This window comes from Cupriavidus cauae (assembly GCF_026210475.1).
Taxonomy (GTDB): domain Bacteria; phylum Pseudomonadota; class Gammaproteobacteria; order Burkholderiales; family Burkholderiaceae; genus Cupriavidus; species Cupriavidus cauae.
Map to the genome: position 1 here is coordinate 2,707,235 of NZ_CP080293.1, position 22,480 is coordinate 2,729,714.

The 22,480-nt window shown below is 65.6% G+C and carries 23 protein-coding genes and 1 pseudogene; 18 read left to right on the forward strand and 6 right to left on the reverse strand.

Going from position 1 to position 22,480, the window contains the following annotated elements; genetic code table 11:
- Together KZ686_RS12110 and KZ686_RS12115 are read left to right on the forward strand one after the other, a co-directional pair.
- Positions 1-324, forward strand: coding sequence for a DMT family transporter (locus KZ686_RS12110; protein WP_053821695.1), 324 nt, complete (start codon positions 1-3; stop codon positions 322-324).
- 28 nt (positions 325-352) lie between these two features.
- Positions 353-1,051 carry an FMN-dependent NADH-azoreductase gene (locus KZ686_RS12115; protein ID WP_265632495.1) on the forward strand — a complete coding sequence of 233 codons (699 nt, stop codon included), beginning with the start codon at positions 353-355 and terminating at the stop codon, positions 1,049-1,051.
- On the opposite strand, the gene KZ686_RS12120 is transcribed toward KZ686_RS12115, so the two are convergent.
- Both KZ686_RS12120 and KZ686_RS12125 read right to left on the reverse strand, forming a co-directional pair.
- Positions 1,046-1,345 carry a hypothetical protein gene (locus KZ686_RS12120; protein ID WP_265632497.1) on the reverse strand — a complete coding sequence of 100 codons (300 nt, stop codon included), beginning with the start codon at positions 1,343-1,345 and terminating at the stop codon, positions 1,046-1,048. The two genes, KZ686_RS12115 and KZ686_RS12120, sit on opposite strands and share 6 nt — an antisense overlap.
- Before the next feature lie 242 nt (positions 1,346-1,587).
- Positions 1,588-2,571, reverse strand: coding sequence for a tripartite tricarboxylate transporter substrate binding protein (locus KZ686_RS12125; protein ID WP_265632498.1), 984 nt, complete (start codon positions 2,569-2,571; stop codon positions 1,588-1,590).
- A 329-nt stretch (positions 2,572-2,900) separates the two neighbouring features.
- Between KZ686_RS12125 and KZ686_RS12130 the strand changes: the two genes are divergently transcribed.
- From KZ686_RS12130 to KZ686_RS12150, 5 genes are all read left to right on the forward strand, one after another.
- The gene (locus tag KZ686_RS12130) at positions 2,901-4,226 is read left to right on the forward strand and encodes an MmgE/PrpD family protein (RefSeq protein ID WP_226108889.1); all 1,326 of its coding nucleotides are present in this window, start codon (positions 2,901-2,903) and stop codon (positions 4,224-4,226) included.
- 59 nt (positions 4,227-4,285) lie between these two features.
- Positions 4,286-5,200 carry a transcriptional regulator GcvA gene (gene gcvA, locus KZ686_RS12135; RefSeq protein ID WP_149318991.1) on the forward strand — a complete coding sequence of 305 codons (915 nt, stop codon included), beginning with the start codon at positions 4,286-4,288 and terminating at the stop codon, positions 5,198-5,200.
- Between the two features lie 155 nt (positions 5,201-5,355).
- Positions 5,356-6,519 carry an acyl-CoA dehydrogenase family protein gene (locus KZ686_RS12140; RefSeq protein ID WP_265632499.1) on the forward strand — a complete coding sequence of 388 codons (1,164 nt, stop codon included), beginning with the start codon at positions 5,356-5,358 and terminating at the stop codon, positions 6,517-6,519.
- Between the two features lie 50 nt (positions 6,520-6,569).
- Positions 6,570-8,753 (forward strand): acetate--CoA ligase family protein, encoded by a 2,184-nt coding sequence (locus KZ686_RS12145; RefSeq protein WP_265632500.1) that lies wholly within the window; start codon positions 6,570-6,572, stop codon positions 8,751-8,753.
- On the forward strand, positions 8,750-9,619 hold the full coding sequence (locus KZ686_RS12150; RefSeq protein WP_265632501.1) for an alpha/beta fold hydrolase: 870 nt from the start codon (positions 8,750-8,752) through the stop codon (positions 9,617-9,619). The genes KZ686_RS12145 and KZ686_RS12150 overlap by 4 nt, the downstream gene beginning before the upstream one ends.
- A 12-nt stretch (positions 9,620-9,631) precedes the next feature.
- On the opposite strand, the gene KZ686_RS12155 is transcribed toward KZ686_RS12150, so the two are convergent.
- Positions 9,632-9,901: a hypothetical protein gene (locus KZ686_RS12155; protein ID WP_265632502.1), complete on the reverse strand. Its 270-nt coding sequence runs from the start codon at positions 9,899-9,901 to the stop codon at positions 9,632-9,634.
- A 110-nt stretch (positions 9,902-10,011) separates the two neighbouring features.
- A complete protein-coding gene (locus KZ686_RS12160) occupies positions 10,012-11,265 on the reverse strand; it encodes an MFS transporter (RefSeq protein ID WP_370639582.1) in 1,254 nt (417 codons plus the stop codon).
- Positions 11,266-11,484: 219 nt separating this feature from the next.
- On the opposite strand from KZ686_RS12160, the gene KZ686_RS12165 reads away from it, so the two are divergent.
- The 3 genes from KZ686_RS12165 (at position 11,485) to KZ686_RS12175 (ending at position 12,681) form a co-directional block, all read left to right on the forward strand.
- Complete coding sequence (locus KZ686_RS12165) at positions 11,485-11,937, forward strand: winged helix-turn-helix transcriptional regulator (protein ID WP_226108881.1); 453 nt, start codon at positions 11,485-11,487, stop codon at positions 11,935-11,937.
- A gap of 112 nt (positions 11,938-12,049) precedes the next feature.
- Entirely contained in the window at positions 12,050-12,274 is a 225-nt protein-coding gene (locus KZ686_RS12170) for a hypothetical protein (RefSeq protein WP_149318997.1), read from the forward strand.
- Complete coding sequence (locus KZ686_RS12175; RefSeq protein ID WP_149318998.1) at positions 12,271-12,681, forward strand: type II toxin-antitoxin system death-on-curing family toxin; 411 nt, start codon at positions 12,271-12,273, stop codon at positions 12,679-12,681. Before KZ686_RS12170 ends, KZ686_RS12175 begins: the two co-directional genes overlap by 4 nt.
- Positions 12,682-12,752: 71 nt before the next feature.
- On the opposite strand, the gene KZ686_RS12180 is transcribed toward KZ686_RS12175, so the two are convergent.
- Positions 12,753-13,073 carry a nuclear transport factor 2 family protein gene (locus tag KZ686_RS12180; RefSeq protein WP_226108880.1) on the reverse strand — a complete coding sequence of 107 codons (321 nt, stop codon included), beginning with the start codon at positions 13,071-13,073 and terminating at the stop codon, positions 12,753-12,755.
- Between the two features lie 111 nt (positions 13,074-13,184).
- On the opposite strand from KZ686_RS12180, the gene KZ686_RS12185 reads away from it, so the two are divergent.
- The 3 genes and pseudogenes from KZ686_RS12185 (at position 13,185) to KZ686_RS12195 (ending at position 15,511) form a co-directional block, all read left to right on the forward strand.
- Positions 13,185-14,126, forward strand: a complete 942-nt coding sequence (locus KZ686_RS12185) for a LysR family transcriptional regulator (RefSeq protein ID WP_150081547.1) — start codon at positions 13,185-13,187, stop codon at positions 14,124-14,126.
- 171 nt (positions 14,127-14,297) lie between these two features.
- On the forward strand, positions 14,298-14,885 hold the full coding sequence (locus KZ686_RS12190) for a TetR/AcrR family transcriptional regulator (RefSeq protein WP_226108878.1): 588 nt from the start codon (positions 14,298-14,300) through the stop codon (positions 14,883-14,885).
- Between the two features lie 121 nt (positions 14,886-15,006).
- A pseudogene (locus KZ686_RS12195) lies at positions 15,007-15,511 on the forward strand (hypothetical protein).
- 91 nt (positions 15,512-15,602) lie between these two features.
- Here the strand turns inward: KZ686_RS12195 and KZ686_RS12200 are convergent.
- Positions 15,603-16,511: an AraC family transcriptional regulator gene (locus KZ686_RS12200; protein ID WP_226108876.1), complete on the reverse strand. Its 909-nt coding sequence runs from the start codon at positions 16,509-16,511 to the stop codon at positions 15,603-15,605.
- Between the two features lie 255 nt (positions 16,512-16,766).
- Here KZ686_RS12200 and KZ686_RS12205 point away from each other — a divergent pair, with 255 nt between their 5' ends.
- From KZ686_RS12205 to KZ686_RS12225, 5 genes are all read left to right on the forward strand, one after another.
- Complete coding sequence (locus KZ686_RS12205; protein WP_149319002.1) at positions 16,767-18,146, forward strand: NAD-dependent succinate-semialdehyde dehydrogenase; 1,380 nt, start codon at positions 16,767-16,769, stop codon at positions 18,144-18,146.
- 60 nt (positions 18,147-18,206) lie between these two features.
- Entirely contained in the window at positions 18,207-19,091 is an 885-nt protein-coding gene (locus tag KZ686_RS12210; RefSeq protein ID WP_265632503.1) for a LysR substrate-binding domain-containing protein, read from the forward strand.
- A 142-nt stretch (positions 19,092-19,233) separates the two neighbouring features.
- Entirely contained in the window at positions 19,234-20,451 is a 1,218-nt protein-coding gene (locus KZ686_RS12215) for a CaiB/BaiF CoA transferase family protein (protein ID WP_265632504.1), read from the forward strand.
- A 38-nt stretch (positions 20,452-20,489) separates the two neighbouring features.
- Positions 20,490-21,317: an enoyl-CoA hydratase-related protein gene (locus KZ686_RS12220; RefSeq protein ID WP_226108939.1), complete on the forward strand. Its 828-nt coding sequence runs from the start codon at positions 20,490-20,492 to the stop codon at positions 21,315-21,317.
- 89 nt (positions 21,318-21,406) lie between these two features.
- Positions 21,407-22,393 carry a Bug family tripartite tricarboxylate transporter substrate binding protein gene (locus KZ686_RS12225; protein ID WP_226108868.1) on the forward strand — a complete coding sequence of 329 codons (987 nt, stop codon included), beginning with the start codon at positions 21,407-21,409 and terminating at the stop codon, positions 22,391-22,393.
- Positions 22,394-22,480 lie beyond the last annotated feature (87 nt).

Consider the following 22,480-nt stretch of genomic DNA (forward strand, 5'->3'; position numbering starts at 1 on the left):
ATGGCGTGGACCTTTCTGTTTGCCGCCGCCGCGCTGGAGATCGTGATGGGCGTCGCGCTGAAGTTGAACCAGGGCTGGACACGGCTGCTGCCGAGCGTGGTGGCCGTTGCCGCTGGACTGGCCAGCATCTACCTGCTGGCCAAGGCGCTGCGCAATCTGCCTGTGGGCACCGCCTATGCGATCTGGACCGGCATCGGCACGCTGGGGCTGGTCGCGATCGGCATCGTCAGCTTCGGCGAGGGCATGCAATGGCAGCGGCTGCTGTTCCTGACGCTGACGGTGGTGGGGATCATCGGGCTGCGATTCTCCGAGGCGGTGAGCTGACCTGCGGCATAAACCATCGGGAGCCACGATGAAAACCGTGCTTCATGTCAGCGCCAGCCCCAATGGGGAGGCGTCGACCAGCCGCGCCACAGGCGCCGCGTTGATCGAGCGGATGCGGCAGCGGGAAACGCTGCGCGTGGTCGAGCGTGACCTGGCGCGTCGTCCGCCGCCCCTGGTCGATGGCGCATTCGCGCATGCCAGCCTCGCGGCGGAGTCTACCGATGCGGCCAGCGATACGGGCGTGCTTGCCTTCTCGGCATCGCTGATCGCCGAATTGCGGGCCGCGGATCGCATCGTGATCTCCACGCCGATGCACAACTTCACGGTACCGGCCACGCTCAAGGCCTGGATCGATCAGATTCTGCGCCCCGGCCGCACCTTCGCGCGCACGCCGGAAGGCAAGAAGGGAATGCTGCCCGACCGCCCGGTCTATCTGATCGTCGGCAGCGGCGGGCCGCTCGGCGATGACGGCAAGGGGCAGCCGGATTTCCTGACGCCGTATCTGCGTCACGCGCTGGCCACCGCCGGCCTGCACGACCTGTCGGTGTTGCGGCTGGACAATCTGCGGCGCGGCCCCGCCTGTCTCGAGCGCGCGCAGGCCCTGGCCGACGCGTGGATCGCGCAGCAGATCGCGGCGCTGTCTCCGCCACCGCGCGGCTCGTCGGCGCCTATCGAGGCGCCAGCGTTGGCACCGCGGCAAGACCGGCTCAACCGCGAAGCACTATGACGTGATCCCCTGCGCGCGCAGTTCCGCTTCCTCGTCGCCGGCGATCCAGCCGAAGATCCTGGCATCGCCCTCGCGCAGCTGGACCAGGTAGTGGACGCTGAACCGCACCACGCGAGGGGCCTCGCCGGGGCGCTCGAAGGTGGAGGCCCACGCCACGCTGGCGACGCCATGCATCGGGTCGATCTGGTGCACCGCCACATGGTCGACGGCCATATCGCGCATGCCCATCGCGCGGTAGTGATCGAAGCCCTTGCCCATCACGCCGCGTAGTTGCTCGTCGTTGGTGCCGGTCATCACGCCGCCGGGCCACGCCGTGATAAAACTCTCGGCAAAAAAATCCGGCGACCGTTTCCAGGTCAGCCTCACCGCGCAGGCCCTGCACGAAGCACTGCTGGTATCGCTCGAATAGCTGCTCGATGTCTTGCCGCATGGGTCTGCTCCTCGATGGGTGTTTCCCCTCCCCGGTCCCTTCGGACAAGATAGTCAAACATCGATCAATCCGCCTGGCCATCGCAGCCATCGCAGTCGGCCCGCGTTCATTGCAGCGAGATGTGCACCGTCTGGAATACCTTGCCCCAGCGATCGACCTCTTCGACCAGGTACTGCCGGAACTGCTCGCGCGAGCCGCCGACGACAATGGCCCCCTGCGATACCAGCGTGTCGCGCACGTCGGGCGAGGCCAGCGCCTTGTTGACTTCGGCGTTCAGGCGGTCGAGCACTTCCCTGGGCGTTCCCGCCGGCGCCAGCAGGCCGTTCCACGAATCGGCCTCGAATCCGGGCAGCCCCGCCTCCTCCATCGTCGGCAGCTGCGGCATCTGCGGCATGCGCTTCTTCGATGCCACCGCGATCGCGCGCGGATTGCCGGACTTCAACGTGGGCAACGCCGACATCGACGTCATGAACACCATGTCGACGGTGCCTGCCATCAGGTCCGTGAGCGCGGCCGACGCTCCCTTGTAAGGAACATGCAGCATGTCGATGCCCGCGCGCTGCTTCAGCAGTTCGCCGGCCAGGTGCTGCGATCCGCCGGCGCCGGTCGAGCCGAAGGTCAAGGTCCCCGGCTTTTTCTTCGCCAGTGCGATCAGCGAGCGCAGGTCGTGCGCCGGCAGCCTGGTCGATACCGCCAGCACGGCCGGCGCCGTCATCACGTTGGCGATCGGCTCGAAGCTCTTGAGCACATCGAACTTCAGCCCCTTGTAAAGGTACTTGGTCATCGTGATCGGCGCCGCGGCCAGCAGCAGCGTGTAGCCATCCGGGGGCGCCGACGCGACATAGTCGGAGGCGATGTTGGAACCCGCGCCCACCTTGTTCTCGACGATGACCGGCTGCCCCAGCCCCGCCTGCAGCTTGCCGGCCAGCAAGCGCGCCGTCAGATCGGTGGGGCCGCCGGCCTGGTAGCCGACGATGATGCGGATCGGCTTGGTGGGATAGCCGGACGGCGTGGCATGTGCCGCGGTGGCAAAGGAAAGGATCAGCGCACCGGCGGCGAGCGCGCCGGCGATCGGACCGAATGTCTTCATGGATGTCTCCGTCATGGCATCAGGGATGGCGCATTGCCGCATGGCTGCGCTCTGTTCGTCGGCAACGACCGGCTGGTGCCCGCCGTTTTCCGCATGGCAACCGCGACATACCGCACGTGTCCGGTCGAACCATCGCCATGGTGTGTGAACCGCTCGCCCCTGAGAACTTCCGATTCGGCCCGCTGCCATGAGAAAAACTCAATACAGCGCCACCGGTCCCGCACCGCCCTGGCATTCCTGTATGTCATACCTGCACGATCAATTGGAAGTTGCCATCCGCACCGCCCTGCACGAGCATCGGCGCCAGCCTGCCAACGTGAACGGACCCCATGACCATCATCGAGACCTTTTCCGCCTTCGCCCAGCAGCCCGGCCCCGGCGCGCGCTCCAGCGAAGTGATCCACCACGCCAAGCGTGCGGTGATCGACTGGTATGCGGCATTGCTGCCGGGCGCGGTCGTCGCGCCTTGCACGCTGCTGGAGCGCGCCTGCGCCGACGATCTCGATCGCGGCGATGCCCGCCTGGCCCTGGGGCGCCCGGCCACCGCGCGAACCGCGGCGCTGATCAACGGCACCGCCGCGCATACGGTGGAGGTCGACGACATCTACAAGCACGCGATCTACCATCCGGGCGCGCCCACGATCGCGGCCGCGCTTGCCGCCGCCCAGCAACGCCGGGCAAGCGGCGCGGCATTCCTGCACGCGGTGGTGATCGGCTACGAGATCTCGACGCGGATCGGCGCGGCGCTTGGCCGCACGCATTACCGTTACTGGCACAACACCGGCACCGTCGGCACCTTTGGCGCCGCCGCGGCCGCCGCTGCCCTGTTCCAGCTCGATGCCGCGCGCTTTGCGCATGCGCTTGCCACCAGCGCCACCTTCGCCGCGGGCCTGCAGCAGGCGTTTCGCATGGACTCGATGTCCAAGCCGCTGCATTCGGGCCGGGCCGCCGAGGCGGGACTGTTGGCCGCGATGGCGGCCGAGGCCGGGGTCACCGGTTCGCTCGACGTGATCGACGGCGAAGCGGGCCTGGGACGCGCGATGAGCGACGGGCCGGATTGGCAGGCGGCCGCCGCAACACTGGGCCGCAATTTCCATATCACGCAGATCACCTTCAAGAACCACGCCTGCTGCGGCCACACCTTCGCCGCGATCGACGGCGCCCAGGCCTTGCAGCGCGCGCATGGGTTCTCCGTCGACGATATCGCCGCGGTGCGGATCGGCACCTATCGCCCGGCCCTCGATGTTGCCGGCAACCCCGACCCGCGCACCGCGGCCGAGGCCCGCTTCAGCGTGCCGTTTGTCGTGGCCTCGGCGCTGATCCATGGCAGCGTGCGGCTGGCCGCGTTCTCCGCGGAACGGCTGGCCGATCCGGCGATCCGCGCCCTGATGTCGCGCATCGAACTGTCGGTCGACGGCCAGCTCGATGCCGCCTTCCCGGGACAACGCGCGGCGCGCGTCACGGTACGCCTGCGCGATGGGCGCGAACTGACCCATCTGCAGCCGAACCGCAAGGGCGATCCCGAAGAGCCGCTGAGCGATGCCGACCTCGACGACAAGTTCGTCGAGCTGGTGGAGCCGGTGCTGGGCCCGGCCCGAACGCGCACGCTGCTGCGGCAGCTGTGGGCGCTCGACAGCGCGGTCTCGTTGCCCTGAGGGGATGGTGCGTCCGATGGCATAGATATAATGAAAAGTCATTGCTCGGACGCGACAACATGGCTCGGCGTATTCCCCCCTTGAACCCGCTGCGGGTCTTCGAAGTCGTGGCACGCAGTCAGAACCTGACCGTTGCCGCGCAGGAACTGCACGTTTCCCAGTCGGCGGTCAGCCGGCAGATCGCGGTACTCGAGGGCTACCTGGGCGTCGAGCTGTTTCGGCGAGAACGCCACGGCGTCTCGCTGACGCGCGTCGGCCAGGCCTATGCCGAGGAGGTCGTCCCGGCCTTCGATGCCATTGCCACCGCGACGGCGCGGCTGCTGAAGAACACCTCGCAGGGCGCACTGCGCGTGCGCACCTACACGACCTTCGCGGCGAAATGGCTGATCCCGCGGCTGCCGGACTTCCAGGCCCAGTATCCCAGCGTCGAAGTGCGCATCGACAACGCGATTCCCGATGTCGACTTCGATCGCGATCCCGCCGATCTTGCCATCCAGTTCGGCGACGGCCGCTGGCCCCGGGTCAGCGCCGACTTCCTGTTCCACGACGAGATCGAACCGGTCTGCACGCCCGAGTACCTGCGCACGCATCGCGGCGGCAGCCGGGGCAAGCCCGAAGCGCTCCTGCGCCACCGCCTGCTGGTGTCGCACTATCGCCGCAACGACTGGGATGATTGGCTGGCGTTCGCGGGCCTGACCGAGATGGCCGAGCGCACCGAACGCATGAGCTTCGGCAGTTCGGTGCTGACCTGGCAGGCCGCCCTCGATGGGCTTGGCATCGCGATCGGACAGGCGGCCATGCTGCAGGCCGAGCTGGCCTCCGGCCGCCTGATCCGGCCATTCGCGCGGCCGCTGGTGCGCAGCAAGTCCTACTATCTGGTCCGGCCGGCCGTGCAGCGCGAGTCCCGCAAGGTGACGGCATTCCGGGACTGGCTGCTCGACACCGTGGCGCGCGAACAGCGTGCGGCGAAATGAAGGACGCGCGTCGAGCGCCGCGCATCGCCCGACGCGGCCGCACGCGGCTCCAGGTATGACGATAAGTTCTACCTGCCCTCCAAACACGAAGTTCACAACCGTCTCGGGATAGCGGAAGCTGATGCCTGGCTTCCGCCCCATCCCGAGACATCGACATGAACTTTGAACTCAGCGAAGAGCATCAGGCATTTGCGGAATCGGTGCGCCGGTTCGCCCAGGACAAGCTCGCGCCCGGCGCGCTGCAGCGCGCGCATTCCGCCCAGTACCCGTGGGACGCGGCACGCATGCTGGCCGAGCAGGGATTGCTCGGCATCGCCTTCCCCGAAGAGGACGGCGGCCAGGGCGGCACGCTGATGCACGCGGTCATCGCGATCCAGGAAATCGCGCTGGTCTGCCCGAAGAGCGCGGACATCGTGCAGGCCGGCAATTTCGGGCCGATCCGCACCTTCGTCGAATACGCGACGCCCGAACAGAAGGCGCGCTTCCTGCCCGATCTGCTCGCCGGCCGCAAACTGATCGCGCTCGGCATGACCGAGCCGGAGGCCGGCTCCGCCGTCACCGAGCTGCGCACCACCGCGCGCCGCGACGGCGACCACTACGTGATCGACGGCAGCAAGATCTTCTCCACGCACAGCCCCGAGGCCGAGCTGTTCCTGATCTACGTACGCTTCGGCCCCGGCGTCAACGGCATCGGTTCGGTGCTGGTGGAACGCGGCGCGCCGGGCTTCCAGGTCGGCGAGCCGTCGAAATTCATGAGCGGCGAGCAATGGTGCCAGCTCTATTTCGAGGACTGCCGCATTCCCGCCGACAACCTGCTGCTTGGCGAAGGCGGCTTCAAGCGCCAGATCGCCGGCTTCAACGTCGAGCGGCTGGGCAACTCGTCGCGCGCCCTCGCGCTCGGCCGCCACTGCTTCAACGTCGCGCGCGAACATGCGATGGTGCGCAAGCAGTTCGGTCGCGAATTGTGCGAATTCCAGGGGATTCAATGGAAGTTCGCGGAGATGGCTATGAAGCTCGAATCCGCCCAGCTTCTGCTGTATCGCGCGGCCATGGAGGGCGAGCACGGCCTGCCGTCCGCGCATAGCACGGCAATGGCCAAGCTGGCCTGCAACCAGGCAGGCTGGGACGTCGCCAACGAGGCGCTGCAGATCATGGGCGGCATGGGCTACAGCCAGGAATCGATCGTCGAATATTGCCTGCGCCGCATCCGCGGATGGATGATCGCCGGCGGCTCGATCGAGATGCTGAAAAATCGCATCGCCGAGGGCGTGTTCGGCCGATCGTTCCCGCAGCGCCCGCCCAGGCCAGCCACAAACTGAGCAGGCCAGCCGACCGCACCGACTTTCCTCATACCCCGTTTCCAGTTGCGATGAATTCAACCTCTGCAGCATCCGGCCACATCGACTCCGCCCTCGCGCAGGCGCTGCTGTCTCCGCGCAGCGTGGCGCTGTTCGGCGCCTCCGACGACCCGGCCAAGACCGCGGGACGGCCGTTGAAATTCCTGCGTGCCGCCGGCTATCGCGGAACGATCTATCCGATCAATCCGAATCGCGATACGGTGCAGGGCGAAACCGCCTACCCGAGCCTGGCTTCGCTGCCGCAGGTGCCCGACCACGTGTTCGTGCTGACGCCGACCGAGACCGTGCTCGATGTGGTGCGCGAGAGCGCCCGCCTCGGCGTCAAGGTGGTGACCATCCTCGCCAGCGGCTTTGCCGAGTCGGGGCCCGAAGGCGCGGCCAGGGAAGCGGAACTGCATGCCCTGAGCCGGCAGACCGGCATCCGCGTGCTCGGCCCCAGCAGCCTCGGTGTCATCCATCCGCGGGCCGGCGTCGTGCTGACCGCCAATGCGGCCTTCGCCGAGCCGGAACTGCCGCGGGGACGGGTGTTCGTCGCCTCGCACAGCGGCAGCATGATCGGCTCGCTGGTCTCGCGCGGCAAGGCGCGCGGCGTCGGCTTTGCGGGACTGGTGTCGGTCGGCGGAGAGGCCGACCTGTGCATCGGCGAAATCTGCTCCGCCACGCTGGACGATCCTTCGATCGACGGCTACCTGCTGTTTCTCGAGAGCCTGCGCCACGGCGACAAGCTGCGTGCCTTCGCGATCGAGGCCGCCCGGCGCGGCAAACCCGTGATTGCCTACAAGCTCGGGCGATCGGCCGCCGCCGCCGAAATGGCCGCGACCCATACCGGCGCGCTGGCCGGCGAGGACGATATCGCCGATGCCTTCCTGAAGGATCTCGGCATTGCGCGCGTCGGCGTGCTGGAAGCGCTGCTGGAAGCGTTTCCGCTGGCACGGCGCATTCCGTTGGCGCAGCCGGGTACGCCGTCACACAGCGAGCCACACAGCGAGCGACACAGCCAGCCACGCAGCACGCCACACAGCCCGCCACACAGCCCGCCACGCCCGCAGCCACGCCGCGTGGGCGTGGTCACCACCACGGGCGGCGGCGCGGCGATGGTCGTCGATCAGCTCGGTATCCGCGATGTGGTGGTGGAACCGGCCTCCCCGGCGACGCTCGACAAGCTGGCCGCAGCCGGTATCGCGGTCTCGCCGGGACGCGTGCTCGACCTGACGCTGGCCGGCACCAACTACAAGGTCATGAAGACGGCGCTCGACATCATGTTCGAGGCACCGGAGTTCGATATCGTGCTGGCCGTCGTCGGCTCCTCGGCGCGCTTCCAGCCGCAGCTCGCGGTCAAGCCGATCATCGACAGCGCCGACAGCGCCAAGCCGCTGGCCGCGATGCTGGTGCCCGACGCACCCGAGGCGCTGGCCGCGCTGACGGCCGCCGGCGTGCCATGCTTCCGTTCGCCCGAACCGTGTGCCGATGCCATTGCCGCGGTGCTGGCACGACGCGCTCCCGGCATTCAACCCGCGGCGCAACCGAAGCGCAATCGGCCGCCGCGCGGGCTCAGCGAAGCGCAGGCCTACGCCGTGCTGGAACGGCTCGGCGTGCCGTACGCGCCGGCGATCACGCTGCCGATCGACGGCCCCGTGCCGGCGCTGCCCTTCGGCTATCCGGTGGTCGCCAAGGTCTGCTCGCCGGAGATTCCGCACAAGACCGAAGTGGGCGGCGTGGTGCTCGGCATTCAGGACGCCCGTCAACTGGAAAACGCATTGGCGGCGCTGCAGACCAACGTGGCCGAGCGCGCGCCGACCGTGCGATGCGATGAAGTCCTGGTGCAGCCGATGACCAAGGGCCTGACCGAGGTGCTGGTCGGCTACCGTATCGATCCGGACGCCGGCCCGATCGTCATGCTGGCCGCCGGCGGCATCTGGGCCGAGGTGGCGCGCGATCGAAGCATCCGGCTGGCGCCGGTGACGGTCGAGGTCGCGCGCGACATGGTCGCCGAAGTGAAGGCCCTGAAGACGGTGTCGGGGCTGCGCGGCAAGGCCCGCGGCGACCTCGAGGCGCTGGCCAGGGCCGTCTGCGCGCTGTCCCAGCTGGCGGTGCGCCCGGAGCTCGGCATCGCCGAAGCCGAAGTCAACCCGATGATGGTGCTGCCCGAGGGGCAAGGTGTGCTCGCCGTCGATGCCCTCGTGCTGACATCGTGAGTTCCCCCGCCCTTCCCCTCGCCCCCGCGATGAACGCCGAACTGATCCGCCTGGACCGACGCGCCGAGACCTGCGTCGTGCACGATGCCGACCGCGCGATGGTCTGGCGCAAGTTCGGCGGCGGGCCGCCGCTGGTGCTGATCCATGGCGGCCATGGCAACTGGATGCATTGGGTCCGCAATATCGAGCCCTTGTCGGCAACCCACACGCTGTGGGTGCCCGATCTGCCGGGCTTCGGCCAGTCCGATGCGCTGCCGGGAGATCCCCACGCCGCCGATCGGCTCAATCGCCTGGTCGGCACCGTCATCGCGACGCTGGACCGCCTGGTCGGTGCGGATGCGATCGTCTCGCTCGCCGGCTTTTCCTTCGGCGGACTGGTGGCCGCCCAAGTCGCGGCCAGGCGCGGCGGCACGGCGCGGCTCGCCCTGCTGGGGCCTGCCGGACACGGCGGCACGCGGCGCCAGCGCATGGAGATGATGGACTGGCGCAAGGACGATCCGCACGCCATGCGAGTCGCGCTGCGGCATAACCTGCTCGCGCTGATGCTGCATGAGGAAGGCGGCATCGACGAGACCGCCATGCTGGTGCACGAGCTTGCCTGCCGCGCAACGCGCTTTCGCAGCAAGGCGATCTCGCGGCAGGCGCTGCTGGAAACCGCGCTGGACGCGTTCCATGGCCCCACGCTGCTGATGTGGGGCGAGCACGATGTCACCGCCTCGCCGATCGATGCGGCCAGCCGGCTGACCGGGACCGCGACGCATCGGGACTGGTGCCTCGTTCCGGGCGCGGGACACTGGGTCCAGTACGAGCGCCATCGCGAGGTCAATACGCTGCTGGCGCGCTGGTTTGGATCGGCGCAGTGCTGACGGACTCGCGGCCTACTCGCCAAATTCCTGCTGGATGCGCGGCGCCTGCGGGCACTGCCGGTCCAGCGACTCGCGGTACCTGACGCAGCCGCGCAGGAACTGCGGCCAGTCCGGGACCGCGGGCGTATGCGTGGCGGCATCGGGCAGCAAGGCCCACAGGTCGGGGTGATGCCAGCACAGGTCGTGGCCCGAGGCATCCCGATGGCGGCGGATGCCGGCTCGCAATCGCTTCACTTCTTCGATCAGCTGCTCGCGGCTCATCGTCTTGATGTCGTCGTCCATGGCGTCCTCCTGCGTGGCGTGCGTGTCCTGCGTGTGCTGCGTTTCCGTGGGCCGGAGAAGACGCCACGCGTAGCGATTTCCTTTGCGGCGCCCTCTCCGAAACCTTCAGCTTAGGCCGGTTGCGCGCAGGCCGCCGAAGCCCGTGGCATATGGCGCAGCGTCAACGCCCAGAACGCCAGCGCCGTGGCACTGATCCCACCGCCGAGCAGGCAGACCGCCGGCCATCCCGCGGCCGCATAGACCCATGTCGATGCGATGGCGCCCAGCCCGCTGCCCACCGAATAGAACAGCATGTAACAGCCGACGAGACGGCTGTGCGCGTCGCGCTGCGCCGCGAAAATCATGCTCTGGTTGGCGACATGGATGGCCTGCCCGCCGAGGTCTAGCGCAACGATGCCGATCACCAGCCACCACAGGCCGTGCGAATCGAACCACCACAGCGGCAGCCATGAGAGCAGCAGCACCAGCAGCGCGCCGCCGGTGACCTGCTGACCCATGCCACGGTCGGCGAGACGGCCGGCACGCGCGGCCGCCAGCGCGCCCACCACGCCGACCAGTCCGAACGCCCCGATCGCCGTGTGCGACAGCGCATAAGGCGGCGCGCTCAGCGGCAAGACCAGCGCGCTCCAGAACACGCTGAACGCGGCGAACATCAGCATCGCGATCGCGCCCCGGATCTGCAGCACGCGGTCCTGACGCAGCAAGGTCAGCATCGACAGGATCAGTCGTGGATAGCTCAGCCGCGTTGTCGCGGGCGTCTGTGCCGGCAGACGACGCCACAGGATCAGAGACAGCGCCAGCATCGCCAGCGCCGAGAACAGATACACGCCGCGCCATCCGGCCACATCGGCGATCAGGCCGGCGAGCACGCGCGCCAGCAACAGGCCGATCACGACGCCCCCCTGCGCGGCCCCCACTACCCTTCCGCGCTCCGATGGCGCGCCGGCGGTCGCGGCGTAGGCGATCAAACCCTGCGTCATCGCGGTACCGAGCAAGCCCACGGCCAGCATGCCGGCCAGCAAAGCCGGCGCAGATCCGGCCGCGGCCACCGCGATCAGCGCACCCACCAGTGCAGCGGCCTGCCCCAGCATCAAGCGCCGCCGATCCATGCGATCGCCCAGCGGCACCAGCAGCAACAAGGCCAGGGCACAGCCGACCTGCGTGGCCGTGATCACGCCGCCCACCGCGGCATGGTCCAGCGCGAACTGCGCGCCGAGCGCGTCGAGCAAGGGCTGCGCGTAGTAGACGTTGGCCACGCTGAGCCCGCAGGCACAGGCAAACAGCGCCACCAATGCGCTCGGCATCGGGCTCGTGGACGACGTTGGTTGCGTGGGTACAGGGCCTGTCGGCGGTTCGCCCGGCATGGTTTCTCCTTTCGTCGAGGTGGGTTCAAACGTGGTTTCCAGCCTGGCTTCAAACGTGGCCTCGAAGGGGGCCTCGAAGGTGGCCTCGAAGGTGGCCTCCCACGTGCGCTCAAGGTGGTCTCAAATCAAGACTGGTTTGATTATAGGCAGACTGGTCTTAAAATGAAACCACCAAGACGAAAAGATGACCTGACTCAGCCCCCTACCGAAGGAGTACCCATGGCAAAACGTCGCGACAACCAGACGGAAACCTGTCCGGTTGCCCGCTCGCTGGATTTGGTCGGCGATCGCTGGTGCCTGCTGATCGTGCGCGACGCCTTCGATGGCGTACGCCGCTTCAGCGAATTCCAGCGGCGGCTCGGCGTGGCACGCAGCATCCTGGCCGATCGCCTGCGCCTGCTGGTCGAAGCCGGCATCTTCGAGATCAGCCCGGCATCGGACGGCACGTCGTATCAGGAATATGTGCTGACCCCGAAGGGCGAGCGGCTATTTCCGGTGATCGTGGCCCTGCGCCAATGGGGCGAGCAGCATCTGTTCGGATCGCGGGATGCGCGCTCGGTGCTGGTCGACAAGCGCACCGGAAAACCGCTGGCTCCGATGGAGCCGCGGTCGGTGGATGGGGAGGTGGTGCGGGCTTGGGAGACGGTGGTGAAGGTTCCACAAACAAATTGAGGAAATCCGCGCGAATGCTTCACTTCTTCCGTCCCCCATCGATATGGCCTCGTAGTGTCGTCACGGCGAAGGCATCGTGCCGATATACTCCGGCAATACGACGGAGCTTCAAATGAGCAAGGTCTCCCTATCCAAATACAACGTCCCTATCAAGGAACGAATCAAGGTCACTAGCGCGCCCAGCCCCGACAAGGTCGCACCAAGCACGAAGACCGAACATTCGCTTGATGGGCGCATCGTCGTGATCGAGAACGCTGACTCATCCACCGTTCAGGAAGCCGCTCGCAAGGTCATCCAGAAACATCACGAAGTGATCAAGCGCCTCGCCAAGCGATGAACAAAGGTTTCATCTCGATCACTGCAGATCAGGTACGTGAGATTCACGACCTGATTCTCGAGACCGAGATCGGGCTGGCCGGCGAGCACCCGGGATATCTGGAAGGTGCGCTCCATCGCGTCGCCGCTGCACAGTTCTATGAAGGCGTCGATGACCTCTTCGATCTGGCGGCTCACTATGCGAGGGCCATTGGCCAAGGGCACTGCTTCGTGGATGCCAACAAGCGGACAGGTCTTGTCACATGCCTGACGTTTCTCGAACTGCATGGCGTCACCGTGCAGAAGAACGATGACCTCGAAGACGCCATGGTGGATCTGACCACGAGAGATCTCGGGCTGTCCGATTTCGCCACCCTTCTATTCTCGTTGGCTGAGTACGCCGACAGCAGCGAGTCGGCAGGAGGATAAAAAGGCCTCCCGGGAGGCCGTTTCTTCGCTGCTCCGCCCGCAGCTCCTACGTGAACGCTGCAACCCGGGCATCAATGAATCCGAAGCCCGACGATCTTGTCGCCCTCCACGGTAAAGAGAAATTCCAGCGTAATCGGACTGTTCGGGAATTCGCCGGACACCCTCGCACGGACGGCGATCTCGTCGCCTGTGCGCGACATCTCGATCGGCTCGGCGACGTGGCGATATTTCGCCTTGGCCGCCAGCCACCACGCGCGTATCGCGCCGACGCCCTGATGCCGTGTGCCCTCATCTTCAAGCACCGCATCAGTCGCGAAGGCCCGTGCGATGGCCTCGGCATCGTTGCCCCTGTCCGCCTCGAAATACGCGTTCACAACGGCCGGAATATTCATCGTTTCACTCCTGTTCCTGCTTGCTGGCAAAGTTCGGGATGAAGTTTAGGGCTTGACCATTGTGCAGACAAAGAAGATAAAACCGGATGCCATGATGAAAAATTCGGGACAATGGAACGGACCTCCCTTCAAGACCTGGAAGCCGTCATCGCGATTGCGCGCCGTGGAACGTTCCGCGCAGCCGCGATCGATCTCGGGATATCGACGACGGCGCTGAGCCATGCCATTGGCAAGCTCGAGGCGAATCTCGGCGTTCGCCTGTTCAATCGCACTACCCGCAGCGTCTCGCTGACGGATGCCGGTCGGCAATTCGTCGGCAACGTTGGGCCTGTGCTGCAGGATATGCAGGGCGCGTTGGCGGCCGTGGGCTCGCAACGCGAAACGCCTGCCGGGACGCTACGGATCAATGCCGCCGCATTTGCAGCGCGGGAGATCATTTCCCCGCTGGTGTTGGAATTCCTCCGCCGCTACCCGGAGATGAACGTCGACCTGGTCACCGAAGGCCGATTGGTGGATATCGTCGCCGAAGGCTTCGATCTCGGCGTGCGGGTCGCCGACCTCGTGCCGAGCGACATGATCGCCGTTTCACTCGGACGGCCTCAACGCTATGCCGTCGTGGGTTCACCCGTGTACTTCGAGAATCATCGGAAGCCTCGCATCCCTCCCGATCTGCTGAAGCACCAATGCGTGCGTGTACGGCTGCCCGACGGGACGCTGTATCGGTGGCGATTCGAGAAGGCCGGCGAGACGGTGCAGGTGGACGTGCGCGGCCAGATCACGCTCGACGAAGCGAGCCTCGCGCGGGCCGCGGTCATCGAGGGTATCGGCCTGGGCTTTTTCATGGAGCAGGACGTGCTGGCCGACATCGAGGCAGGACGCCTGGTTCGCGTGCTGGCAGATTGGACGCCGCCATTGCCGGGGCTTTGCCTCTACTACCCCGGCCGGCGCAATCACTCCGCCGGCATGAAGGCATTCCTCGCGTTGGCTCGCGAGGTGGCGGATCGGGAGCGGAACCGGCACTCCCCAGCTCGGCGAGGCGGCCAACGCCGCTGAATAGGCGTCCCGTTGTCGCACGCGTCATCCCATGCCGGGTGGGCGAAAAGCCTTGACAACACAACCGACCAACTAGTAGATTGGTCAAAACGTTGAATGCAAAGCACAGCATCCCGGCAGCCGAATCAGCGATGTCTTGCATGCGTATTCCACCATCCAGCCCTATTGCCGATGAATATGGAACTTTCCCCCCGCGCGAGCGAAATCGCCGAGCATACGAAGCAATTGCTCGCCGCCGGCGGTTATCACGGATTCAGTTATGCGGATCTGTCCGAGCGCGTGCATATCGGCAAGCCGAGCATCCATCATCATTTTCCGAGCAAGGCGGACCTGGTCCTGACTGTGGTCAGGCTGCACCGGGCGCAGGCAGTGCAAGGTATGGCCGCGCTCGATCAACAGATCGGCGATCCGCTGGCGCGGCTGGCGGCCTATATCGATTACTGGTCCCGGTGCATAGGCGATGGCACCTTGCCGATATGTATTTGCGCGATGCTTGCCGCCGAATTGCCCATGATCCCGCAAGAGATCGCGCATGAGGTGCGAGCCTATTTTGGGGACCTGACCGCATGGCTGGCAACGGTCCTTGAAGCCGGTGCCGCGAAAGGACAATTCCATCTGCGCGATACCCCGCTTGTCGAGGCACAGACGTTCATGTCCACGGTGCACGGCGCCATGTTGACCGCACGGGCTTTCGATAATCCCGAGGCATTCGCCTCCGTCTCGCAAGCGGCGATCCGACGGCTGACCGGGGCGAATTGACCGCTGTTTTGTACCGGCCGCGAGCCGGCTATTTTTTCACTGCGCTACCGACCAACTAGTTGGTTGCCATGCGCGTGGAATCCCGTTGTTTCAACCCGTGGTTTGAAGGAGCCATCGTCCTATGCCGCATCCGATTTCCGCCCTGGGGTCCGGGCACACCCTGATCAGCATCGTCCCCGTCATCGCTGGCCTCTATAGCTTCGCGCGCCACTGCAGGATCGACAGCGCCACACACGCCGGCAAGACTTACCTCGTTGGGCTGGTGCTATCGGTACTGACGTCATTCGGGCTGTCCAGCACCGGAGGCTTCAACGCCGGCCATGCGCTGGGCATCCTGGCGCTGCTGGCCATCTCCGGCGCGCTGTTGCTGCCCCGAATTCCGGTCTTGACCCGCGCCCAACCCTACCTGTCCCAGTTCGGTCTCACGTTCAGCTTCTTCCTGCTGCTCGTACCCGGGAATCAACGAGACGCTGACGCGACTGCCCGCCGCCCATCCTCTTGCCGACGGCCCGCAATCGCCTGTGGTGCGCGGCGCGCTGGCCGCGTGGTTGATCGTCTTTGTGATCGGCTCCGTGTTGCAGGCCTGGTGGATGCGATCGCAACGCCGGCGCGCGCCATTGGCCTGATCCGGCTACGCGGCCTCTCGGGGGCCGCGGCCGTCGCCGCATGCTTGCACGCCAAGCGCCGGACCGCTCGCAACAAGCGCGATCAGTAGCATCAGTGCGATGACACAAACGGCGAGCCAGCATGCGGGGGCGGCACGGCAAATTCCGCCTTCATCCGCTTGACCTCTTCGACAGGACTTCGCCCGAACAGGCGCTTGAATTCCCTGCTGAATTGCGAGGGGCTGTCATAGCCGACTTCGGCACTGGCGGCTGCCGCGGTCATGCCACTGCGGACCATATGCAGGCGAGCCTGATGCAACCGTATCGACTTCAGGTACTGCACCGGAGACGTCCTGGTGACGGCCTTGAAGTGAGCGTGGAAGGCAGGAACGCTCATCCCTGCTTCGCGCGCCAGCTGCTCGACGCTGACGTCGACATGGAAAGACGCATGGATCCGGCGCAACGCTCGCGCAATCTTGCCGAACTGTCCATGCATGGACAGCGCGGCGCGCATCGACGCCCCTTGCTCCCCGGTCAACACATGGAAGTAGATCTCGCGCAGCAGCGCCGGGCCAAGAATTTGGGCTTCCAGAGGCCGGCTCATCGCCTCAAGAAATCGAACCAGCGATTCGCATAGCCGGCTGTCCATCGGGCTGGACATCATGCCTCTGGGCTCGGTCGGTTCCATGCCGCCATGCTGGTCGATCTGCAACATCAAATCGGCGGCGAGCTTGAAATCGAGATGCATGTAGATCGCCAGCAGCGGCTCGGTTTCGCTGGCGTCCGTTTCCATGGTGAATGGCACCGGCACCGAAACGGCCAGGTAATGCCGATCGTCGTACAGGTAAATCCGATCGCCGAAATACCCGCGTTTCCTGCCCTGGCAAACGATCACGATTCCGGGATCGTAGAGCACCGGCACCGCTTTCAATGGGCGGTTGGAACGCAGGAATCGGACATCGGGCAACGCCGACAGGTTATATCCTTCGCGCGGCGCGAGCGCTGCCAGCATGGACACCATCCGCTGTACCAACATCGCCTGGCTTGGCGCCTCGCTTTTGCCAGATCGAGCCATGGCTTGAATCCCTTGTCTGCATTGCGGCGTAGCTTACCAGCACCTTTGCCGGAATTCTTGCCGCTCATAGGATCAGGCAAACATCAGAGACCCGTTGCCATGGAGTCATGCGCAGCTTGATTCCATTATTCAATCCGCAGCGCCAGGCCGCGTCGTGGTGACGCGGCGCGCATTGCTATCAACTGGAGCGGTGGAACTCTCATGATCGACGTACTCAACCCTGCAGACGGATCGCGCGTCGGGGCCGCGCCCCACATGAACGGCGCGGCGGTAAAGGCGGCAATAGACAGGACCTGCGGCGCATTTCCGGCATGGTCGCGCAAACTCGCCAGGGAACGCAGCGAGCTGCTTCGCCGCTGGTTCGAACTCGTCAGGGACGACAAGCAGGTCTTTGCCGAATTGATGGTCAGGGAAAACGGCAAGTGCCTTGCCGAAGCACTGGGCGAAATCGACTACGGGCTCGGCTTTATCGAGTGGTATGCCGAGGAAGCCAAGCGGGTCTATGGCGACACCATCCCGTCCCACGCGAATGATGCCGCCGTGATGGTCATCAAAGAGCCCGTTGGACCGACTGCGGCCATCACGCCGTGGAATTTTCCCTTCATGATGATCACGCGCAAAGTCGCGACGGCACTGGCGGCGGGCTGCACCATGGTCATCAAGCCCTCCGAAGAAACGCCGCTGACCGCGTACAAGCTGCTCGAGTACGCGCGCAAGGCGGGCATTCCGGAGGGCGTATTCGAAATGGTCACCGGCAACCCGCAAGAGATCGGTGCGCTCTTTACCAGCGACGACCGGATCCGCAAGATCTCGTTCACCGGCTCCACCGCCGTCGGCAAACTGCTGGCCGAGGCCAGCGGGCAGGCGTTGAAAAAGATGACACTGGAATTGGGCGGCAATGCGCCTTTCATCGTCTTCGATGACGCCAATTTGGACGACGCCGTAAGCGGCCTGATCGCCGCCAAGCTCCGAAATTCCGGCCAGGTCTGCATTTCGCCAAACCGCATCTACGTGCAGGATGGCGTCTACGATCGCGTCGTCGCCGCCGTGGTGGAAAAAGTCTCCCAATTCCGCGTGGACCAGGGATTGCAGCCGGAATTCGTCGTCGGGCCACTGATCAATCAAGCGGGCTTCGACAAGGTCGTTCAGCTCGTCGAAGACACGAAGCGGCGCGGTGGCAAAGTTCTGCTCGGCGGCAAACCGCACGAGAAAGGCGGACTGTTCCATGAACCCACCGTCCTCACCGATCTCGATGACGATATGCCGATTGCCCATACCGAGATCTTCGGACCGGTCTTCCCCTTCTATCGCTTCCGTGATGAAGCCGAAGTCGTGAGCAGAGCCAACGACACCGAATACGGACTCGTGGCCTATGCCTGCACGCGCGATCTCGGCCGAGCCTTTCGCTTGTCCCGCGATATCGAGGCGGGCATGGTGATCCTGAATTCCGGTTCGGTGGGCACCGCCTCGGTGCCATTCGGCGGGGTCAAGCATTCGGGCTACGGGCGCGAAGGCAGCTACTACGGGATCGAGGAGTATGTCGAGGTCAAATACGTGCTGATGGCCGGACTGGCGTCCTGACTCCACGGGGGACAGGGCGTTATAGTGACGACCACTCAGCGTACGCCTCCTGTTACTGCCATGGTCCGTCGCGCCCTGCTTCCCCCACTGAATCCGGCCCGAGCATTCGAAGCCACCGGGCGGCTGCTCAGCATTTCCAAGGCCGCCGATGAGTTGTGTGTCACGCCCGCCGCGGTCAGCAGGCAGGTACGCGCGCTGGAGAGCTACCTCGGAACGCCTCTGTTCGTCCGCGTCCACGGCGGGCTGGAATTGACGCCGGCCGGCGCGCGTTACCTTTCCGACCTGATACCGCTGTTCGAGACATTGCGGGAAGCCACCCTGGCGGTGACCAACAGCAGCCCTGGCCGGAACACCTTGCGGATCAGATCGCCCGCCACGTTCGCGGTGCGCTGGCTGATCCCCCGGTTGGCGAGCTTTCACCAGCTGCACAAGGACATCGACGTTCAGCTCATGACCTCGTTCGCGCCGTTGGACTTCGAGCGCGAGGACATCGACGCAGGCATACAACTGGGCGACGGGCGTTGGCCGGGAATGCGAACGCTGCAGCTGGTTCGCAACGAGCTTGTTCCCGTCACCTCGCCTGCCGTGCGCCTGACGCACAAGAAGCAGTTGGCCACGCAGACCTTGCTCCACTCGATGGCGCGCCCCGACGACTGGATGCTATGGCTGCGCGCGGCAGGCTTGCGCAACGTCAGTCCTACCCATGGCATGAAATACGAGACATCGTTGCTTGCCTATCAGGCGGCAATCGAAGGGCATGGCGTGGCCATCGCGCAGAAGGCATTGATCGAGAAAGAGCTGGCGGACCAGACGCTGGTGGCGCCACTCGGTCAGACGCTCGATCGCGGCGACTACACATACTACTTCGCGTGGCCGACGGGCAAACCGCAGTCAAGCGCATTGCGCGCATTTCGCGATTGGCTGGCCACTCTCGTAGCAACCTGATCCGCCCGGGCGATCCCCTTTACAAAAAGTCAAAGCGTACGGCCCATAAAGTCGATTGCCGGCCCGGGTCCCCCTGCCTATTCTGCCCGCATGACAACTGATCGCGGCCACCAGCGAGGCCGTGTCATCCGGGAGGCAGGATATGTTGAAGCGCAGCTTGCGAGGACTGCGGGTCGTCGATTTTTCGCATGTCCTCGCGGGACCCGTTTGCACCATGATGCTTGCCGACATGGGCGCCGATGTCATCAAGGTCGAACCGCCCTGTGGCGAATTGGGGCGGCAGATCGGCCCACCCTGGATAGCGGGTGAAAGCGCGGTGTACCTGAGCGTCAACCGCAACAAGCGCGGCATCGCATTGGACCTGAAATGCGCGGATGGCCGCGAAGTTGCCCGTCGCCTGATCCAGGGCGCGGACGTGGTGGTCGAGAACTTCAGGCCGGGCGTCATGCAGGCATTGGGCCTGGACTATGACACGGTCGCTCGCAGCAACCGCAAACTGGTGTACTGCTCGATCTCCGCCTATGGCCAAACCGGGCCGATGCGCGATCGCGCCGGTGTGGACGGAATCATCCAGGCCGCCAGCGGGCTGATGAGCACGCTTGGCACCGCGCACAGCGAGCCCATGAAGGTCGCGATCCCGGTCGCAGATATGGTGGCTGGCTATCTGGCGACGATCGCCGTCCTTGCCGCGGTCAACGCTGCCCGGCAAGGCGGCCAAGGCGAGTACCTCGACATCAGCCTGTACAACGCGACGCTGATGCTGCAGCAGATCGGCTACGCATCGTACTTCGCCACGAACGCGCTGCCTGCGAGGACGGGCAGCGCAGCCCCGTACGCGGCGCCCAATGAAGCGTACCAGACGCGTGATGGCTGGATCATGGTCGCTGCCTACCACCCGAAGCGTTGGCAAGCACTATGCGCAGTCCTCGGAGCGCCTGACCTCGAAAACGACCCGCGCTTCGCCGGCAATGCTGACCGCGTCGCACACCGCGACGCGCTGCGCCAGGTACTGACGCCGTTGTTCCAGCAGCGCACCACCGAAGCATGGATGCAGGAATTGGCCGCGCACGACATCTTGTGTGCGCCCGTTGCGAGCTACCAGGAGGTGCTGCGATCCCCTCAGTACGCAGCCAGCGGCCTCGACAGCTGGGTTGACCACCCGCTCGCCGGGAAGGTGCGCATGCCCGGCTTCGCGCCGGGGCCTGCCCACGCGGCCAGTGCAGAGGATCGCGATATGCCCGCGCCTACCCTGGGCCAGCATGGTCCCGATGTCCTCGAGGAATGCGGTTATACGCGGCCTGAAATCGACGCCATGCGCGAGCGCGGCGTCCTCGTCGTTCACCACACCACATCCACATGACCCAGGATACGTCGATGAAATCGGAAGAAGCCCGCGCAATGCGCCCCTCCAACGCCCTGCCCGACACGCTGGTTCGGCAAGACATCGGCGAAGGCGTCCTCACATTGAGCCTCAATGACCCTGGCACGGGCAACGCCATGTCGGTGGCCATGGCCGAGGCGCTTGCCGAAGCCCTTGAGGCCGCCAATCGCCTGCCAGACGTCCATTGCGTACTGCTGCGCTCCACCGGCGAGTATTTCTGCACCGGCGGCAACGTCAAGGACATGGAGAGCGGATCGGATCTGATGCAGGGTTCCGCGACGCAGGTCCGGGCGCGGCTGAAAGCCACGTTGCACCGAATCACCCATGCCCTGCAGGCACTGCAGGTGCCGTCGATCGCCGCGGTCAACGGGGCAGCGATCGGGGCGGGTTGCGACCTGGCGCTGATGTGCGATCTGCGCGTCGCGAGCGAGCGGGCCACCTTCGCCGAGAGCTTTCTGCGGCTGGGCCTCGTGTCCGGCATCGGCGGCGCGTGGTTCCTGACCCGGCTGGTCGGAACGGCAAAGGCGCTGGAACTGACGCTGACCAGCGAATTTGTCGATGCGCCTACGGCCTTGCAGCTTGGCATGGTGTCCCGTGTCGTTTCGCCCGAGGCGCTGGACGAAGTCAGTACCACCATGGCGCGCCGGATCGCATCCAGCCCGCCCCAGGCCCTGCGCATGGCCAAGCGCCTGGTATTGGACGCGGCCGAAACGACGCTGCCCGTGGCGCTGGAGACTGCGGCCGCGATGCAGGCGATCCTGCTTTGCGGTGACGAGCACAAGGCTGCCGTGCGGGATTTCCTGGGGCGCCGCGCACGACGCCACCTCTACCCGCAATCCCGCTGAAGGCGCAGCTACGGCGCTCGCTCGGGACAGGTGCATGGCACGGTGAAGCCGCTCGCACGCCGCGTCCCATATAACAGGAGACAAACACCATGATCCGGACCACAACACGCATCGCCCGTCTGGCAGCCGCGATGGCATCGGCGGTCATCGGCCTGGCCTGCGCCATATCGGCACGGGCGGCCGACTTTCCGGAAAAGCCGATTACCTTTGTCGTGCCGTTCGGCGCCGGCAGCGCGACCGATCTGCTCGCGCGCGCCCTGTCGGCGTCGACGGCACAGCAGACCGGGAAGGCCGTCGTCGTCGAAAACCGGCCCGGCGCCAGCGGCATGATTGCCGCACAGCATGTTGCCCGCGCCGCCGCGGACGGCTACACCGTGCTGATTACGACGAACACGACGCAAGCCGCCAATCCCCACCTTTTCAAGAAACTGCCCTACGACCCGATCGCGGATTTCCTGCCCTTGACGGGATTGGGGCGTGGCGGTCAGGTGCTCGTCGTGCGCGCCGACGCGCCTTTCCGCACCGTCGACGATCTGCTGCAGGCAGCCAGGAAGGCGAGAGGAAAACTGAGCTTCGGCAGCGGCAATTCCTCCAGCCGAATGGCGGGCGAAATGCTCAAGCAGCTGACCGGTACGGACATCGTCTGGGTCGGATACAACAGCAATCCAAACGCCCTGAACGATCTGCTCGGCGGTCATATCGACATGATGGTCATCGACACGGTCACCGGCCTGTCGCAGATCAGATCGGGCAAACTCCGCGCACTTGGCGCGTCCACCCGGGAAAGGCTGCCCGAGCTTCCGGACATACCGACCCTGGATGAGGCCGGCATCAAGGGCTACGACATGGGGTACTGGTTCGCCGCCTACGTGCCGGCAGGAACGCCCGCCCCCGTTGCCGCGAGGCTGCGACAGCTACTGATTACGGCGGTCGGCAGCGCGGGAGCGCGCGCCTTCTTCCGCAATTCCGCGACACAGCCCTGGACCACGACGGCCGCGGAGCTGCGCGCGTTTCAGAATGCCGAAATCCAGAAATGGGGCCGTGTCGTCAAGGGGGCCGGGATTGAGCCGGAGTGACGGCCGTTCGTAATCTGCCGGAAGCATGGCGGCCGACGGCCCGGGACTACCGCCGGCGGTTCGACCGCTTCAACCTCGTGGACGACT